The following is an 18005-nucleotide window of genomic DNA, read 5'->3' as shown; positions in this document are numbered from 1 at the left end:
CAAAATTATATCCATTTTTCTAGCTCATTAACTCTTTTATATAGTCTTATCATGTTCTCTATTAGTCCTTTTTCTGATATAGCAGTCATTAAATGATCTTGAGCATGAACAAATAGTACAGATAATTCTACTTTTTCTCCACCTGCTTCTTTCTGTATAATATCCGTCTGTATTCTATGAGCATTGCCTATTTCTTCATCAGCTTCTAAAATTAATTTTTCTGCTGTTTTAAAGTCGCCTTCTTCTGCCGCTTTTAATGCTTCATAAGCCTTAGCTCTAGCATTACCTCCGTGAATTATTATTGAAAATACTATTTCTTCTAAATTCTTCATATTTTCATCCCCTTCAATTATATTAGAAAAGCACCAGTTTAACTGGTGCCCTTCTTTAGCTTAATTCTTCTTCTATTTTACCTTCTTCAGCTAACAATTGCTTCTCATAAGCTTTAAAGAAAGGATAGTATATTGCTATCATTATTATTATATTAATTATGACAAGAACAGCTGCTTTCCAATCTCCATTTGTTGCTAAATATGCTCCTATTGGTGCTGGTAATGTCCACGGTGGCAAAGTAGCTGGCCTAGCGACCATATTAAAGTACATAGCAAAATAGGTCACTACTCCCGTTATCATTGGGCCAATTATAAATGGGATACCTAATAGTGGATTTAGCACTATAGGTGCTCCAAATATAACAGGTTCATTAATATTACATATACTTGGTAAAATAGAAGTTCTTCCTAATTGTTTCAAGTATTTGGATTTAGAAGTTAAGAAAAGTATAACTAGTGCTAAGGTAGCTCCAGAACCTCCAATCCATATAAACCATTGAAAGAATGGCTCTGGTGCAATATTTGGTAAAATTTTTGCTCCATCTGCTATAGCCATCATGTTTTCATCTGATAATGTCAACCATATTGGTCTTGCAATTGAGCCCACTATTGAAACACCATGAATTCCCGTAGCCCACAGTAAAGTAATTAAAAGAATTGGTATTAGTATTCCTGGCAATGTATTTCCTGCTCTTACCAATGGCTTAAATATATTCATAATAAAAGCTTGAATATCAAATCCAATCATTACTCTCACAGCCCATATAATAGTTATTACTACTGCTGCTGGTATCAATGCTTCAAAAGACCTTGCAACTGAATCTGGTACTCCTTCTGGCATTCTTATACTTATATTCCTAGTTTGTAATATCCTCATAATTTCTACAGCAAATATAGCCATTAAAATTGCAACAAACATTCCCGCTCCACCAAGATTCCCCATTGGTAACGTCCAGCCAATTCCATCTATATTAAGCGGTATAGTAGTCATTATAAATGCAGTTAATGAAAGAATTCCCCCTGAAACACCATCTAATTTATAAGACTTAGATAGACTATATCCTATTCCATATGATGCATACAGAGACATTAATCCTACAGTTATTCTAACGGGTATAGCTATTTTTCCAGCTAATTCAGTACTCATTTTAGCAGCCAATTTTGGTATTGGTGGATTACTAAATATAAGGAAAAAACTACCAACGATTATCAATGGTAAAGTAGAAACTATACCGTCACGAATTGCCCTTAAATGTCTTTGTTCTGACAATTTTGCCATTGGCGGCATTAATACTTTTTCAACCCACTGTAAAAACTTAGTCAATATACTTCCCCCTTATAAGTATTTTTTGACCTGCGTTATTAACTTTGTCCCTCCAAGTGGACTATAACTCTGAGGTGGTATAACCTCTATAGGTATACCTGCCGCTTTTGCTTGTTCTTCAAAGCTATCTAGTCTATGGCGTACTTGAGGAGCTACTAAGACTAAATCCCATCCATCCTTTATCTTATCTGCAAATTCCCCTGTTCCTACTGCCTTGATCTCTATGTCTATCCCTTCTTTTTCTGCTTCTTTTTTAATTGTATTTACAACTATAGAGCTAGACATGCCACCAGAGCACACCATTATAATTTTCATCATATTCCAACACCCCCTTTTTAAAGTATTCTATAAATAATTTATATTAGAAATTATTTATATTCTAAGACTCTTTTAATTTGTTCAGATATTTTTTTATCATTATAATTTATCTTCCTTTTTTTCCAACCAACTATAAGAGAGCCAACAGAATTGTCATACTTATTATCTATTACTTGTAAAGAAGGATCTTTTAACTGTAACCTTTCTATAAACTTAGATTTAACTAATTGAGACTTTTCGAATACTCCTCCTGCCAATGCTACATCTTTTGTCTCACTCAATTTACTCCTAATAGTTGATGTCATGACTATTAATTCATCTAAGCCTTTATCTATTATGATATTAGCTACTATATCCCCTTCTTCTGCCGATTCAATTATTAATGGAGATAGATCAGAGATAAGATTTTTCATAGTCAAATTATTGTAAACATATTCTATTAAACTATCTATCTTTTTTATGCTTAAATAATTAAACACTTTCTCTTTAATAACAGTTTTATTCCCTCTACCATCTTCATGTTTTAATACAGCTATAAGACCTTCTCTAGCAAAATAATATCCACTACCTTCATCTCCTAATATATGTCCCCAACCACCAGCTCTAATTAAATTTCCTGCTCCATCAGATCCTAGAGATATGGAACCTGTTCCACTAATGGTTATAATCCCTTCCTCTTTCCCATGGGCTCCTACAAGTGCTATATAAGCATCGTTGTTTAATATAACTTCTCCATTTATCCCAATATTTTTTATCATATCTCTTATAATACTTTCACTTTTCTCTCTACCTGCTCCAGCTAATCCCAAGGATATTAGTCCAATTTGATTTTTTTCTATATTCTGTTTTTCACAGAGCTTTGTAATCACACAATTTAAGGAATCTTCAGCCTTATCTATTCCAGCTGATAAATAATTAGATGTGTCACTAAAAGCACTGCCTAATATATTACCACTACTATCTGATATATAGCCTTTGGTCTTAGTTCCACCTCCGTCAATCCCAATAATATATTCCATATCATCACTCCATATTTACTTATATTATTTATAGAATATATGAACTTTTTTTATAAGCTGATTTACTTTACTTTTAGATCCTTTACTATTAAACTAGAATCCATACGAATTTTAGAAACAACTTCAAAGTTCTTTTTGGATAAGCCAATTAATAATATATCGATTAAAGTCAACTGTGCTATACGAGAAGCAATGGCTCCAATTCTTAAATTTTTCTCTATATCTCCAACCCAAAGTTTCATGTCTGCTGCACTACTTACAGGATTATTTCCATATTTAGTTATAGAAATAGTTCTTGCTCCTTTTTCTTTTGCTGCCATGATAGCTTTCAATACTTCTAAAGTTTTCCCACTATGAGAAATCCCTACAGCTACATCCCCCTTTTCTATATTTACTGCCGAAGCTAGCTGACTATGACTATCTAAATACATAAAAGCTTTTTTATTGATTCTCATTAACTTATGTTGAAAATCCATAGCTACTAATCCTGATGCCCCTACTCCAAATAAATATATATTTTTAGCTTCATCTAAAGAGTTTATAGCTTTTTCTAACTGTTTTCTATCTAGTAGTGTTTTTGTATTTTCTATAGATTTTATATTTATCATAGTTATTTTATTGATAATATCCTCAATATCATCTTCTACAGATACATCTTCATAGATGTTGTTTTCCTTATACTGTGAATTAGTTACATTTTTAATTAGGTTTATTTTAAACTCTTGAAAACCATCATAACCTAATTTATGACAAAACCTAACTATACTTGCTGGACTTGTATTACATTCTTTTGCAAATTCTTTTATTGAATAATTATATATTTCCTCAGAGTTATCTAAAATACATTGCGAAATCTTTTGTTCTGATTTTGTTAATTGTTCTTCCATCTCGTGTAGTTTTAGAAATATATCCATTACTAATCCTCCAATATATGAAACTTAAATTTATCCCCTGGTTTTAAATTATCTATTAATATACTACCTTCTGAACAGTCCCCAATAACATTTACTCTATTGTCTGCCTCAAAGTCTTTCTTTAAGATCTGCAATTCTCCTTCATATCTTCCATATAATTCATTATCAATAGTTAAGTAATATTTTCTTCGATTAACAATATTATTTTGAATAATTTTTCCTTTTTTAATTAGTCGAGATTCTTGTGACCTAATTACATATTCACCAGGATCCATTCTATTAGTATGAGATCTATTTATTAAATCTAATTCTACTTCTGTTAAGTTGTTAAGCAATTTAATAGGTAATAAGATGGTATCTTTCTTTAAAGCTGAAAGGTTTTTTAGTTCTTCATCAGAAGCCATTTCATCTCCAACTATAACATAATCTATCCCTAGATTCATTAGATGTTGAGCTGAAATCATCGAGTTCAAATATCTGTGTTTTTCTAATGTCGGCAATCCTTCGTACATCGGACCCCTTCTTCTATATTGAGATGGAACAAAAGCTAGAGTTTTTACTCCAAACTTCTTTAAGAATTTATTTTTTTCAATAAAAAGTTCTTCTGAAACTCCAGTGTCTTTTCTTGGATAATAATTGTGGCATGCATTTATCTTCTCTACATTTCCTCCGTACTTAATAAATTCACTTATTTCTTCTTCTGTTAGTGTTGTAGCATTGACTGAAATACCGAAGTCATATTCTTTAGATATTTTAGCTGTTTCTTCAATGGTAAATCCAAAGTCTAATCTTAAATAATCAATTTTATACTTTCTCATATCTAATTCATCAAAGTAGTTCTTAGATATATCTACAATAGAAGTAAAACCCAACCTCGAACTTTCTTCTAAAACTTTCTTAAAATCTTTAAGAAAATTCTCCTTTACTTCTGGAATATGAGCAGAAGTAAATAAGGTTTTTATACCTAAAGAGTAAGCTTTATTCATATAATCTAATATTTCTTCTATAGAACTATCCATACCTGGATAAATTGAAACTCCAATCATAGTTGTCCCTCCTAAATCTTTTAATATGAATACAAGGTAGGATGTCCTACCTTGTATTGTTTTATTGTTTATTTTTTATTCAATAGGATCATTAAATCCAATAAGATAAGTTGCTATAAATCCGCCAACATATGCTCCCAATATACCTAATAGATAATATATTACTTGATTAGATTGAATTAAAGTAGCCAGTGGCAGACCTGATAATCCCATGTTTATAGCACCGACTTTAAAAGCTGCTATAATTCCGCCACCTACAGCTCCACCTATACAAGCTCCAATAAAAGGTTTGCCTAACGGCAAGGTAACTCCATAGATCAATGGTTCACCAATACCAAGTATTCCAACGGGCAATGCACTGGCAACCGTTTTCTTCAACCTTTGATTCTTTGTTTTAACATAAACGGCTATACTTGCACCAACTTGTCCTGCTCCTGCCATAGCAAGGATTGGTAATAATGTATTAACACCACTTTTTAACAATAAATCAGCATGAATAGGAGTTAATCCTTGATGTAAACCAGTCATTACTAGTGGTAGGAAAGTTCCTCCTAAAATAGCTCCTACAATAGGACCTCCACCTTCTACTGCAGTTGTAACCGCTGCACCTATAGCATCAGAAATTGTTCCGCCTATAGGCTGTAGTATTAAAACAGCTGCAAACCCAGATATCAATACAGTTAATAAAGGAGTAAATATTAGTTCTAATGTTTCTGGTATAACTTTTCTTAGTTTTCTTTCGATTAAAGATGAAAACCAAACTACTAAAAGTACTGCTATAATACCTCCACGTCCTGGTAATAAAGCTTTTCCAAACAATTCAACATTAGCTAGTCCAGGTGATATTGTAATACCAGCCATTAACCCCCCAATTGCTGGAGAACCGCCAAAAACTCTAGCAGCATTCATACCAACCATTATTGCCATATATCCAAATACAGCTCCAGCGAAAACTCCTAATAGTCCAGTTATATTTGGATTTTTTACTATCTCTTTGGATACTAAAATATTGTTAATTCCCATTATAAGTCCTGAACCAATAAATGCTGGTATTAAAGGTATAAATATATCTGCTATCTTCTTAAAGGTATCACTTAATGGTGCCTTATATTTTGATTTAACTTGAGCTTTTACTTCATCAGCTTGACCAAACTCTGGGGCATCTTTTACATTTAACTTAGTATTTTCTCTAATATAATCTGAAACTTTGGTAGCAACACTTGGTCCTACAATAACTTGAATTTGTTTTCCAGATTCTACAACTCCCATTATCCCTTCAACTTTTTCAAGACTTTTCTTATCAAGCTTTGAATTGTCCTTTAATATAAGTCTTACTCTTGTCATGCAGTTTTCAAAACTTTTAATATTTTCTTCACCACCAACATTTTGTAAAATACTATTAGCAATATCTTTTATTTTGTCGCTCATTTCCCATTCCTCCTTATATTTATTTTGCATCATCGATGGCTTTTGCTAAATAACCTTTATGTTTCTCTAATAATTCTATCCCCACCTCCTTAGAAACATTTGTAATAATCATTAAAATTGCTAGTTTTACATCATTTTCTGCTATATCTAGATATTCTTCTGCTACTTTTCTTGATACATCTGTGGCTTGCATTATTATACTTTTTGCTCTCTCTATAAGTTTAATATTATTGGTTTGAACATCAACCATTAAATTGCCATATACCTTTCCTAGTTTTATCATCACACCTGTTGATAACATATTTAATACCATCTTTTGAGCTGTACCAGCTTTCATTCTAGTAGACCCAGATACTACTTCTGGTCCTACTATTGGACTTATTGACAACTTAGAAAGCTTGGACATTTCTGAATTTGGATTACAGGTTATACTTATAGTAGGACAACCTATTTTATCAGCATGAGTTAACCCTCCAATTACATAAGGAGTTCTTCCACTAGCAGCTATGCCTACTAAAACATCCCTAGAATTAAGATTTATGATTTTTAAATCTTCTATCCCCAACTCTTTGCTATCCTCTGATCCTTCAACAGCTTTAAACATTGCAGTATGTCCACCTGCTATTAATCCTTGAACTAATTCTGGATTTACACCATAAGTTGGGGGACATTCAGATGCATCCAAGATTCCCAATCTTCCACTTGTTCCAGCCCCCATATAGATTAACCTTCCACCTTCTTCTATCTTTTTAGCGATTATATCTATTGCACTACTTATATTCTCTAGCTCTTTTTCAACAGCATAAGCAACTTTCTTATCTTCATCATTAATCATTCTTACCATCTCTAAAGTTGTGGCTCTATCAATATTTTTAGTATTTTCATTTATTTGTTCTGTAATAAGACTACCTAGTTCCATATACATCCTCCTTTTAGCAAAATTTAACTATTCTATATACAATAATATCATATTGAAAATATTTTTCAATATCAATATAAGTATTTTGAAAATATTTTTCATTTTATTTTTTATATACCCTATAATTTAAACATTATTCTTTTAAAATAATTTTAAATAAAAAAACCTAGATTTCTCTAGATTTTTACGATAACATCCTTCCTAAGGGTCCTTTTTCATCTATAATATCTTCAATTTCATAAATTGAAATTGGGAAATAAGGTATTCCTACTACATATGGAGTTATTTCATAAACTTGAAAGAAAATAACTAAACACAAATCTGCTATATAAAAATCTTGATTCGGTTTAATCGAAGTGAACTTTTCTAATGTTGGGATATCTCTTTCTTCAATTTGATCTTCAACTTCTTCTGATAAAACTTTAATATAATTAGCACCAGGCTTGAATAAATCTGAGAGTTGATAAGTACTTCCAGTTTCTATATTAAAAGTCAAAGCTTTAACTATAGTATTTCCATGGGCACCACCAGAATAAGAATAATTAATTAAAGTAAGACTTAAAATCCCCTTATCATTATTCTTAAGTTCCCATAGTCCAGTTATTTCTGTTTCAGGATTTTCATAATATCCCTGTTGAATTATTTGGTCATAAACATTATTTAATATGGTATTATTAATTTTATTTTGAATTTCTATATTAGGCAGTCCACCTATTTTGGGATAGTATACTACTAGTCTTTCCATTTCTAATTTAGCTGTATTTACTAAAATAGGAAATATTCTAGTTTCCATATCAACCACTCCTTTATTTGCTTATTATAATAGAATATGCAAATAGAAAAAATCAGTGCATCATTTACACTTTTAGTAGTTTATTTAGAAACTTTAATAAGATAATATATAGAAAAATCTATAGTGAAATTATCCATTTTTCAATTTCATCACTAAATCCAGATGACATATTATTAGCTCTATTTATTTCTATATAAGCTTTTATTAATTCTTTATAATCATAATTAACAATCCATGGCAATAATATTTCTTTACCATAATGACGATATAACAAATTTACTATATAATAGCCTATTACATATATGTTTAACACCTTTATATTATAATAATCTGGTCTTCCATATTTTATAGTTATAAGAATATCATTTAAGCGATTAAATTCTTCAGCTGCTAAAACTAAATTTCTATTAGTCAACATCCCTACTGGATCATCTTTTTTAAAATAGTGTCCATGTTGTATTAAAGAAGCAATTCCCTCTTCTAGGGCTTTTCCTATAATTTCATACATAAATTTTTCTAAATTGAAATCATAAATAAAAAATGTTTTTGATTTACTTTTTAAAGGTAGCTTCCTACAATGAAATAGTTCATGACTAAGAACTTTAATAAATTCTTCTTTATCTCCAATATACTTTATGTAATTAATATAGACTTTTTTTCTATAAATAGTAAATCCTCCATCTATTCCTCCTCCATAAAGATAGATATTAGGATTTATCTTTGTATGCTTGGGTACAATATTGTAAACTCTTTTAAGAGCTTCATGAACAATAATATACTCATTATTTTCTATATAATTTAAATCTTCCTTTAACTGCTCAATATTTTCTTTTATTATATGAAATTCAAACTTATCTTTATATCCCTTTACCTTAATAGTATTTATTATTTCTTCCTTTATAATTATTTTATTAACTTTCTTATTAAAAATTTTTTCATGCTCAATAAAACCTTTCATTGCTTTAGTCTTCATTAATTGATAGAACTCTTCTTCTTCAAAATTATCTTTCTCTAGGGTTTCTCCTAGTAATCTAATTCCATCTAAATTGATCTTCACGAAAAAACTCCTTTCCTAAAGCATCATATTAATATATATGGCTTTAAGAAAGGAGGTATTCTTTTTTATTCATTAGAAATAGTTGCTATCCACTTTCTGAAATCATCCATCTGTTCCATAGCTTCTTTATATCCTTGATTATATAAATCTAACAGTTTCTCTGAGTCTTTTTCCATTCTCCCTACATTAATAGTAGCTATAGGTCTAAAAATGTATATAAGACCTTCCTTTTCCAATCTTTCAATCTCATCTAAAGTATGATTGTATACAATATGTCTTTTCTCAATGGCTTCTAATACTTTCGGATATTTTTTTAAATGGCTTCTAAAATAAAATCCTAATTTTTGCTTCCCTTTTCTGTAATCCTTATTCCTAGTAAGTATTATTACATTATATTTATTTCCATCTTCTATAGATTTCTTTATTGGTATAGAATCTACAATTCCTCCATCAAAATACTTGATACCATTAATCTCTACAGGCATTGAAATAATTGGTAAGCTACTAGAAGCTTGTAAAATTAAATTAGACATTGGCTTATCTTTAATGTCTCTTTTATCAAAATATTCTGGTTTACCTGTTTCCCCATTAGTTGTACAAATCTTAAAAATAGTTTCAGAACTAAAAAAGTTATCATAATCAAAAGGAAGCAGCTCATTTGGTAAAGTGTCAAATAAGAATTTCATATTAAAATAGCTTTTTTCTCTAATCCAATGTTTAAATCCTGAATATTCCTTATGAGATACATAGTCTACAAAAACCTTCTTATTTCTACCTTTTTGTTTAGATATAAAACTAGCTCCATTGCTAGCTCCTGCTGATACTCCAATAATATATGAAAAATCAATATTTTCCTCCATGAATGCCTCTAAAATTCCAGATGTATAAGCACCTCTCATACCTCCACCTTCAAGAACTAAAGCTGGTTTAATTTTTCCCACAAATAACACCTTCTTTAATACTATATTTCAATTCCTCCAATTTCTGGAAATTGAATATTATATTTATTTTATTAGCTTTGATAAAACTTTAAATTCTGGAGTTCCCGATATTTTAAGTAAATCAAATAATACACTTTCTGTATTAGTTATAACTGCTCCCATGGATTGCATTAAGGAAAGTCCATTTAAATGATTATTCTTGGTTCTTGAGCAAACACCATCATTTAAAATAAACACTTGATATCCATCAGCAAGTAAGTCTCTAACTGTTTGAAAAACACATACATGAGTTTCCATACCAGTTATAATAACTTTTTTTCTTTTAGTTTCCTCTAAAGCAATTTTAATTTCTTCTGTATAAGCAGTGAAACTATTTTTTTCAAAAATTCTAGCTTTATCAAGTCTTCCATCTAATTCTACAACAGTTTTTCCTAACCCCTTTGGATATTGTTCTGTTGCTAATATAGGTATATTCATTTCTTCTGCTGCAGATAAAAGCATACTAGTTTTTTCTATAACCTGTTTTCCATACTTCATAGCTGATACCAATCTTTCTTGAATATCAATAATTAGTAAAACTACCTCTTCTCTATTTAAAATATACTTTTCCATAAAAACACTCCTTATGTTTTATTAATCCTTCCAAACAACATATATCATTTACTTAAAGAACTGCATATTATATTGTTGAAAGGAGGATTTTATATGAACAATTTTCCAAGGTTAGATGCCTATGCAAAAATTTCAGGTGGCAATATAGTTCCCGATCTACAAGGTAATATCTGGTTTGTAGACGTAGAAGGAGGAACTGAAGTATATGTAGAAGTTTGGGGGTTACCTTTATATCAACCTGGTAATGAAAATATCCAACCTATAGGTCCCTTCGGTTTTCACATCCATGAAAATGGAGTCTGTGAAATAACGAATTATAATAATCCTTTTGAATCCGCTGGAGAACATTGGAATCCAACTAATCAACCTCATGGTAATCATGCAGGGGATTTCCCAGTACTGTTCTCAAATAATGGATACGCTAGAATGAATTTCTTTACTGATAAGTTCAAACCAGTAGATGTTGTAGATAAATCTGTAATTATACACCTTAATCCAGATGATTATAGAACACAACCAGCAGGAAACTCTGGATTGAGAATTGGATGTGGCGTAATCTATCCATTATATGATTAGTCTTTAATTTTAGGTTTATATAATAAGATATCTTTAATAGTATTACATCCATAAAACCAAATTTTATACTTCTTATATCCATAACAATATCTTACATTATTATACCATTATTTTTATTTTATTCAAAATAAACAAACCTTAAATTCCATTTTTTGAATAATGTTTATTATTATCTTACATTTCTTTCTCACTATATTTATAAAAAGAGTAGATAGTTAAACTAATACTATCTACTCTTAGAAAATAATTTTTAAAATTTTTATAATATTACTTTTCGTATATGTAAATTAATAGAAATTAATTATTATGTTTTCACAGTTATACATCTATAAAAACTATGCTTTTAATTAGACATTGGAATTTGTTGTTCTTCCTTACCTTCAACTCGATTATTTATTTTAAAGTTCTCTCCATCTTCTAAACCTTCAACATATAGTTCTGAAAATCCTTGTACCTTAATATCTGAATTGATAACACGATCAAAATTAATATTATCATATTCTTCCTGCACTTCTTTATCTTTCACAAGCATTATTCCCCATTCTTGATTTTCTCTTTTTTGTCTTTCAAATTGTTTGTATAATCCATCTATAAATCCTAAGGCATAATCATTCGTCAGTCCTTTTACACTATAACCATTCTTAGAATATTTATAAGCTAATCTTTTACAAGTACTTTCTATAGTATCTATTGCATACGTTAAAAGTAATTCACATATACTAACATCTTCTTCTTTTCCTAAAAACACTATTCTATGAGAATATCTTGTATTATAATAGCAATAGCAATTAAAATTATCTGCTATTAAACCAGCAAGTATTCCTTTCCATTTACCAGTTCTGAAAGTGACATTGGTTTTTTTCTTAATTACTTTTAGATTTTCTGTCTCATTTTCTTCTATTTCTTTTAAAGATAACTTATGTTTAACTAATAGCTCTTGGGCTTTTAACAATGCCACTTCTGCTTCATTTTTATTATTGCTTTCACCTAAACTTAATAATTTTTTTATTTTCAAAATAATATTTTCCATTTCATCACCTCGCAGGTCTTTTTTATCTTGATTCTTTAATCTTTCTCAACCAGTATTGATATGTAAGAACTTTCACTTTCGAAATTAATATGACGATCTATTATTAAATAACCATAACATATATTAATTCCACATTGTCAACAAATACATAATTCTCTATACCATTATTATAACAGTAAAAACGCATTATTTCTTTATTGGTACTTCAAATTTAATATTCTTTTAAATTTTATTATAACTAAAATTAATATGTAACTAAACTATTAAACTTCTAAATAATGTTTTCTATAAACGAAAAGATAGCTTAAATAGCTATCTTTTCGTTTATAATCTTATTAGCATATATTTACGCTACAAAAATTTAATCTTATATTCTTTTTTCTCTCTTACTAAATCCTGTAAGTATTTTTATACTAGATATTCCTGCTAAAGTCATAACTATAATAGATCCTATTGCAACATAAAATACTTTCATAGATTATACACTTCCCTTAAATTAATTATATTTAAATTCTTAATATGTTTATTTTTCTAAAAACATGATATAATAAGGGTAGAAAGAGTCATAATTCTGAAGTTTATCTAAATACGACTTTTATGCAAACAGTAGGTGTTCGCCAAAACAAACCTACTGTTTTTCTTTTTCTTCTTTTATAGCTTCAATTCTTATATTAGACTCTGATTTTAAATCTTTAATCTCTGTTTTTGACTTAAATCCTGCTATAATTTTTTTCTCTGTAAAATATATCATTAGCGATACTAAGGCTACAAAGGACACTATAGTAATTGCCGTAATTGATACAACAGCCAAAATAGTAATTAAATTCTCACTAATATTATCAATCCTCCTCTTCTGTACTTCTTTTATCATTAACCTCTTTCTACCCATGTTTAGGGACAGAAGGGAAGGATTATATTGAAAGTCGCATTTAATACCCCTATGCTCGTTAGCAATTATATTATACCAAATATTTCTATTTATGTCTTTAACTATTTAATATATCTTTTAACTATATATTTATTTAAGTTCTTTTTCTTTTTATAAAAATGAAAAGCCCAGATTATTGGGCTTCTCATTTTTATCTATAGACTTATCATTGAATATATTACTCTTAGCATATATTATTTGAACTATAGTATTAAACTGGTATACATATTATTTGACCTATTTGTAGTCTATTTGGATCTATTCCTGGGTTGGCATTTATAATTGCCTGCACACTTACATTAAATCTTTGACTAAGTGCAAATAAAGTATCTCCTGCTCTTATTGTATAAAGGAATCCACTTGGACATGGAGGTACTGGAAATGTTACCATTGGTATACATATTACTTGACCTATTTGTAGTCTATTTGGATCTATTCCTGGGTTGGCATTTATAATCGCCTGTACACTTACATTAAATCTTTGACTAAGTTCAAATAAAGTATCTCCTGCTCTTATTGTATAGAGAAATCCATTTGGACATGGAGGTACTGGAGGTGCCATACTTGGTATACATATTACTTGACCTATTTGTAACCTATTTGGATCTATTCCTGGATTAGCATTTATAATTGCCTGCACACTTACATTAAATCTTTGACTAAGTTCAAATAAAGTGTCTCCTGCTCTTATTGTATAAAGAAATCCATTTGGACATGAAGGTACTGGAGGTGCCATACTTGGTATACATATTATTTGACCTATTTGTAACCTATTTGGATCTATTCCTGGATTGACATTCATAATCGCCTGTACACTTACATTAAATCTTTGGCTAAGTGCAAACAGAGTATCTCCTGCTCTTATTGTATATTGAAAACTTCCAGAAGGACATCTTTGTTGTATTCCATAATTATCGTTCATAATAACCACCTTTCTTTTTAATATATATTTTCCATATATACTATGCTAGAAAAGAGTTGAATGTCAAAGATATTATGAAATAAATCATACATTATACATTAACAATTTAAAATATAATGTTCTTAAATATCAATTCTTAGTACTTTTTCCATTATCTCATTTTGATTACTAAAACCTTTTCTTTTATAAAATGGTATAGCTTTTTTACTTGGCCAAACTATTAATATCTCAAAATCTTTTTCTTCAGCCCATTTATTGACTCTATCCATAAGTTCCGATCCTATACCGTTCCCCCTATATGATGGTTTTGTATAAACATTAGTTACGTATCCATATTCATCATGAAGTCGGCTAGGCTTAGGTATTTTTCTAATATGACTAATAGAAATATGTGAAACAATATCTCCTTTATCAACCGCTATCCAATGTGTCCAATTTCCTTCTTCTAACCCTTTCTTAAAAAAACTTTCACATTCGTTTATAAACTCCTGTTTATCACAAATATTATATTCCTCTTTATTTTCCATTTTAAAGTTCCACCTCATCTCTACTAGTTGAGATATATCTTGCTTGTTTGCTATCCTATACTCCATATTATTCCCCCCTAAGATTAATCTCTCTAAAATATTAATACTTTAGATTTTCTTTATATCACACCTTAAATACATTATTAATTGATATAAAACATGTTCTTCATAAATTCTATCAAGTTACTCCTTTAATTTTAAATTTTTCATTATATTGATACACTATTTTTTATTTCATCCCATTCATACTTTAGTATATCCATGTATAATACATCTTGAAATGTACCAGTTCTACTATCAAAATATCCATTCCTAATTACTCCGATTTCTTTAAATCCTAATTTTTTATATAGATTTTGTGATCTTTCATTATCAATCATCGTCATTAATTCTATTTTATTAAGATTTAAAAACCTAAATATAAAATCAATAAAATGGTATAATGCATCCTTTCCATAACCCTTTCCTTGTTCAACTACTTCACATATTTTTATTCCAAACTCACATTTTTGATTCCTTGAATCCCAATCACAATAATTTATTTCTCCTATTGGCTGTAGATCTTTCTTTTTACATATAATAAATCGTTTGTTATTAGGAAACATACTATGATTTTCAATTTCTTTTAGAATATTAAGACGTATTGACTCCTTACTTTGTAAGTCTAAATTAAATACTTCTTTAGCATTTAAATTTACTTCTTCTATTATTTCTAAAATATTTTCATGGGCTTTAATCATTTTATTGAAATCATCCTTAGTTCTTTTAAACACTAGTTCATTAGCAACACTCTTCCAGCTATAATCGTATTCTTCATAATAAGCTTTACACTTCCTTTCCAATTCAGGATACTTTGAGATATAGCAATCCTGCCATATCCGAATCTTATCATCTATAGATAAATCTAATTTATCTTCAAAACACTCCCTAAATTCTTGAAAAGTATCAATGATATTTATCATAATTAGTCCTCCATATCTGTATTCATCAATACTATGGATATTCTATATTCTTTCTCTGATTCCTTTTATATTTTTAAATATTCTTGTTTTTTATAAAGAAATAAAAAATTTAATGATCACTCCCTTCTTATTTAGATATTTCTACTTAATATAATTACATAATCTTAAAACTAAAAAAACAAGTATTTTTGAAGTACTTGTTTCTTTTTGATCATTATCTATTTTATAGCTAGTCTCTAAATATAACTCTATGTACAGGATGTTTTTTTATATCCACTGCTTTTTTAGGGCATAATTCATGGCAGCAGAAACATCTTATACATTTTTTCGTATTTATAATTGGTTTACCACTTTTCATATCAATAATTTTTGCAGGACAGTTTCTAGCACATATACCACAGGAAATACATTGGTCGTATCTTATTATCGGAATTGGTCTCAAACTATCTATTATAAAATTTTCAACAAATTTTGGAACTTTTCCCCCAACAAAATTTATATTAGAAGATTGAGGTAATTTAAAAGGTTTTATATTTAATGAGCTAATATCTACTCCATCTATTACATTGTTCTTCAAATCTTCCTCGAATAATCCTCTGTTTAAAGATTCCGTAATAGTTGGAACTATAAATGGATCTATTCCAACAATCTTTGTAGCAATAAAATCTAACAAATAGGGATTTTCTCCAGCCATAATTAGACCTACTCGACGTATATCTCCTGAAGATGGTCCATCCCCTTCCATACAATCTATAGCATCTATTATTGAAAAAACAGGTTTAACATATTGGCAAATATCAATTAATACATTAGCAAAATGATTTAAATCATTCATTTTAAAATGGTATTCTGCCTTAGTAACACCTGGAATTACACCAAATAGGTTTTTAACTGCTCCTGTATATGACATCATTGCATGAGTTTTTAGCTTAGCACAAGATATTATGTAATCCACATCGTCAAATGCTTTTACAATCTTCATATTTTTTAAAATTAATGCTTCTTCATTAAATATTTCTTTTACAGAAGTATCATAATTTAGTTGACAGTTAGTTCTTTTTTGAATATCTAACATACCTGTCGTCTCATATATCCCTTCTAAAATTTTATCATTGAAAGGTCCACCTGGGCTGTCTCCAATAACTACAGCACATCCCATATCCTGCAAATATTTAACAACACCTTCAACAATATATGGATGTGTTGTGACTCCGTCTTCTGGTCTATTCTTTTTAAGCAAATTGGTTTTTACCAAAACTTTACTATGTTTCTTTATAGTTTTCAAACTTTCAATATTATCTAAGCACTTATAAACTGATTTAATGACTTCTTGATAATCATAATCTTTACATTCAACAATATTTATTTTCTTCAATACTCCAGCCCTTCCTTTTCCTACATGACAACTTTTATAAAAGTTGTTTCAGCTATAATATCAATTTTATTCCACGGTATCATCTATATAAAATATAGTATTAAATAAATGATATTTCTTACCATCTAGTTTTTTTTCTCTATGTTTATAGTAAAATTCCTCTAAAATTTGATTAAACTCCTTAAATTCTTCCTCTGTTAAATATACACTTTTAGAAACTATCGAAGACCTTTCTTTACTTTTTATATTATCTCCACGTTCGGACAAATAGTCTAAAATAATATTCTTACTCTCATCATATAAGTTCACTATTAGCTTTCTTATCTCATCTTTAATAACATCATCTATAGGTGAATTATCCAATTCAGTTCCAATTGCAAAAGATTCTGCTGTTGGCTCATAGTATTTAGCTATTATCCCATTTATCTCTCTTGTATAAATTAATTTAAGTACATCTATAGACTCCAATTTTTTTACATGGTAGTGAACTTTTGAAGGCACTTCTTTCATTAAATCAGCAATTTCTTTAACTGTTGCTGGTTTGCCTAGATTCTTAAATGTAGTTAATATCCTTATTCTATAAGGATCAGAGAAGATTTTAATCTCTTCTTCAGTACTCAATGTTTTTTCTTTCTCCAAAAAAATCACCTCTGTCCTTATTATACCTTATTTTAGTTTTTTAAAAAACTTTTATTAGATAGTATCGGATATAAGAAGTTTCATATATTCTTTGTACCGAATTAATTCTTTTACTTGGGATTTTTTACTTAACCTAGTTTCCATAAAAACACCTCTTAAAATTTATTTGACATTAAAATAATTCTAACGTTAAATAAATTTAAATATCGTTTTATATTTTTGTCAATCATAACCACCCGTCAAACGGGTGGTTTGCTCAGCCCTATAAGGGCATGTTACTTGCAAGTGTCTAAAGACACGCTGAATACAGTCCGCCAACCGCTTTAACTTTCCAAGCTACCCC

The 18005-nt window shown here is 29.2% G+C and carries 20 protein-coding genes; 1 reads left to right on the top strand and 19 read right to left on the bottom strand.

Features of this window, described 5'->3' with window-relative positions:
* Positions 1-5 precede the first annotated feature (5 nt).
* From KQI42_RS13020 to KQI42_RS12965, 12 genes are all read right to left on the bottom strand, one after another.
* Positions 6-332 carry a PTS lactose/cellobiose transporter subunit IIA gene (locus KQI42_RS13020; protein WP_216520461.1) on the bottom strand — a complete coding sequence of 109 codons (327 nt, stop codon included), beginning with the start codon at positions 330-332 and terminating at the stop codon, positions 6-8.
* A gap of 55 nt (positions 333-387) precedes the next feature.
* On the bottom strand, positions 388-1656 hold the full coding sequence (locus KQI42_RS13015) for a PTS sugar transporter subunit IIC (RefSeq protein WP_216520459.1): 1269 nt from the start codon (positions 1654-1656) through the stop codon (positions 388-390).
* A 12-nt stretch (positions 1657-1668) separates the two neighbouring features.
* Positions 1669-1974 carry a PTS sugar transporter subunit IIB gene (locus tag KQI42_RS13010; RefSeq protein WP_216520457.1) on the bottom strand — a complete coding sequence of 102 codons (306 nt, stop codon included), beginning with the start codon at positions 1972-1974 and terminating at the stop codon, positions 1669-1671.
* 50 nt (positions 1975-2024) lie between these two features.
* Positions 2025-2993, bottom strand: a complete 969-nt coding sequence (locus KQI42_RS13005; RefSeq protein ID WP_216520455.1) for an N-acetylglucosamine kinase — start codon at positions 2991-2993, stop codon at positions 2025-2027.
* A 62-nt stretch (positions 2994-3055) separates the two neighbouring features.
* Complete coding sequence (locus KQI42_RS13000) at positions 3056-3907, bottom strand: MurR/RpiR family transcriptional regulator (protein WP_216520452.1); 852 nt, start codon at positions 3905-3907, stop codon at positions 3056-3058.
* A gap of 2 nt (positions 3908-3909) precedes the next feature.
* Positions 3910-4953, bottom strand: coding sequence for a MupG family TIM beta-alpha barrel fold protein (locus tag KQI42_RS12995; RefSeq protein WP_216520450.1), 1044 nt, complete (start codon positions 4951-4953; stop codon positions 3910-3912).
* A gap of 75 nt (positions 4954-5028) precedes the next feature.
* Positions 5029-6381, bottom strand: a complete 1353-nt coding sequence (locus KQI42_RS12990) for a PTS transporter subunit EIIC (RefSeq protein ID WP_216520448.1) — start codon at positions 6379-6381, stop codon at positions 5029-5031.
* Between the two features lie 19 nt (positions 6382-6400).
* Complete coding sequence (gene murQ, locus KQI42_RS12985) at positions 6401-7300, bottom strand: N-acetylmuramic acid 6-phosphate etherase (protein WP_216520446.1); 900 nt, start codon at positions 7298-7300, stop codon at positions 6401-6403.
* 184 nt (positions 7301-7484) lie between these two features.
* Positions 7485-8093, bottom strand: a complete 609-nt coding sequence (locus KQI42_RS12980) for a DUF3298 and DUF4163 domain-containing protein (RefSeq protein ID WP_216520444.1) — start codon at positions 8091-8093, stop codon at positions 7485-7487.
* A 118-nt stretch (positions 8094-8211) separates the two neighbouring features.
* A complete protein-coding gene (locus KQI42_RS12975; protein WP_216520442.1) occupies positions 8212-9150 on the bottom strand; it encodes a DUF5700 domain-containing putative Zn-dependent protease in 939 nt (312 codons plus the stop codon).
* A 65-nt stretch (positions 9151-9215) separates the two neighbouring features.
* Entirely contained in the window at positions 9216-10091 is an 876-nt protein-coding gene (locus KQI42_RS12970; protein WP_216520439.1) for a patatin-like phospholipase family protein, read from the bottom strand.
* Positions 10092-10154: 63 nt separating this feature from the next.
* Positions 10155-10703, bottom strand: coding sequence for an isochorismatase family protein (locus tag KQI42_RS12965; protein ID WP_216520437.1), 549 nt, complete (start codon positions 10701-10703; stop codon positions 10155-10157).
* A 93-nt stretch (positions 10704-10796) separates the two neighbouring features.
* Here KQI42_RS12965 and KQI42_RS12960 point away from each other — a divergent pair, with 93 nt between their 5' ends.
* On the top strand, positions 10797-11279 hold the full coding sequence (locus tag KQI42_RS12960) for a superoxide dismutase family protein (protein WP_216520436.1): 483 nt from the start codon (positions 10797-10799) through the stop codon (positions 11277-11279).
* A 343-nt stretch (positions 11280-11622) separates the two neighbouring features.
* On the opposite strand, the gene KQI42_RS12955 is transcribed toward KQI42_RS12960, so the two are convergent.
* From KQI42_RS12955 to KQI42_RS12925, 7 genes are all read right to left on the bottom strand, one after another.
* The gene (locus tag KQI42_RS12955; RefSeq protein ID WP_216520435.1) at positions 11623-12309 is read right to left on the bottom strand and encodes a DUF2786 domain-containing protein; all 687 of its coding nucleotides are present in this window, start codon (positions 12307-12309) and stop codon (positions 11623-11625) included.
* A gap of 628 nt (positions 12310-12937) precedes the next feature.
* Positions 12938-13198 carry a hypothetical protein gene (locus tag KQI42_RS12950; RefSeq protein ID WP_216520434.1) on the bottom strand — a complete coding sequence of 87 codons (261 nt, stop codon included), beginning with the start codon at positions 13196-13198 and terminating at the stop codon, positions 12938-12940.
* A gap of 250 nt (positions 13199-13448) precedes the next feature.
* Positions 13449-14159, bottom strand: coding sequence for a LysM peptidoglycan-binding domain-containing protein (locus KQI42_RS12945; RefSeq protein ID WP_216520432.1), 711 nt, complete (start codon positions 14157-14159; stop codon positions 13449-13451).
* A gap of 122 nt (positions 14160-14281) precedes the next feature.
* Positions 14282-14752, bottom strand: coding sequence for a GNAT family N-acetyltransferase (locus KQI42_RS12940; protein WP_216520430.1), 471 nt, complete (start codon positions 14750-14752; stop codon positions 14282-14284).
* A gap of 143 nt (positions 14753-14895) precedes the next feature.
* Positions 14896-15648, bottom strand: a complete 753-nt coding sequence (locus KQI42_RS12935; RefSeq protein WP_216520428.1) for a GNAT family N-acetyltransferase — start codon at positions 15646-15648, stop codon at positions 14896-14898.
* Between the two features lie 229 nt (positions 15649-15877).
* Positions 15878-17023, bottom strand: coding sequence for a DUF362 domain-containing protein (locus KQI42_RS12930; protein ID WP_216520426.1), 1146 nt, complete (start codon positions 17021-17023; stop codon positions 15878-15880).
* Positions 17024-17089: 66 nt separating this feature from the next.
* A complete protein-coding gene (locus tag KQI42_RS12925) occupies positions 17090-17662 on the bottom strand; it encodes a winged helix-turn-helix domain-containing protein (RefSeq protein WP_216520425.1) in 573 nt (190 codons plus the stop codon).
* Between the last annotated feature and the right edge of the window lie 343 nt (positions 17663-18005).

Origin of the sequence: Tissierella simiarum (assembly GCF_018917865.1) — a bacterium.
GTDB lineage: Bacteria > Bacillota > Clostridia > Tissierellales > Tissierellaceae > Tissierella_C > Tissierella_C simiarum.
The sequence above is the reverse complement of the archived record's forward strand: the minus strand, read 5'-3'. Positions and strand labels throughout refer to the sequence as shown.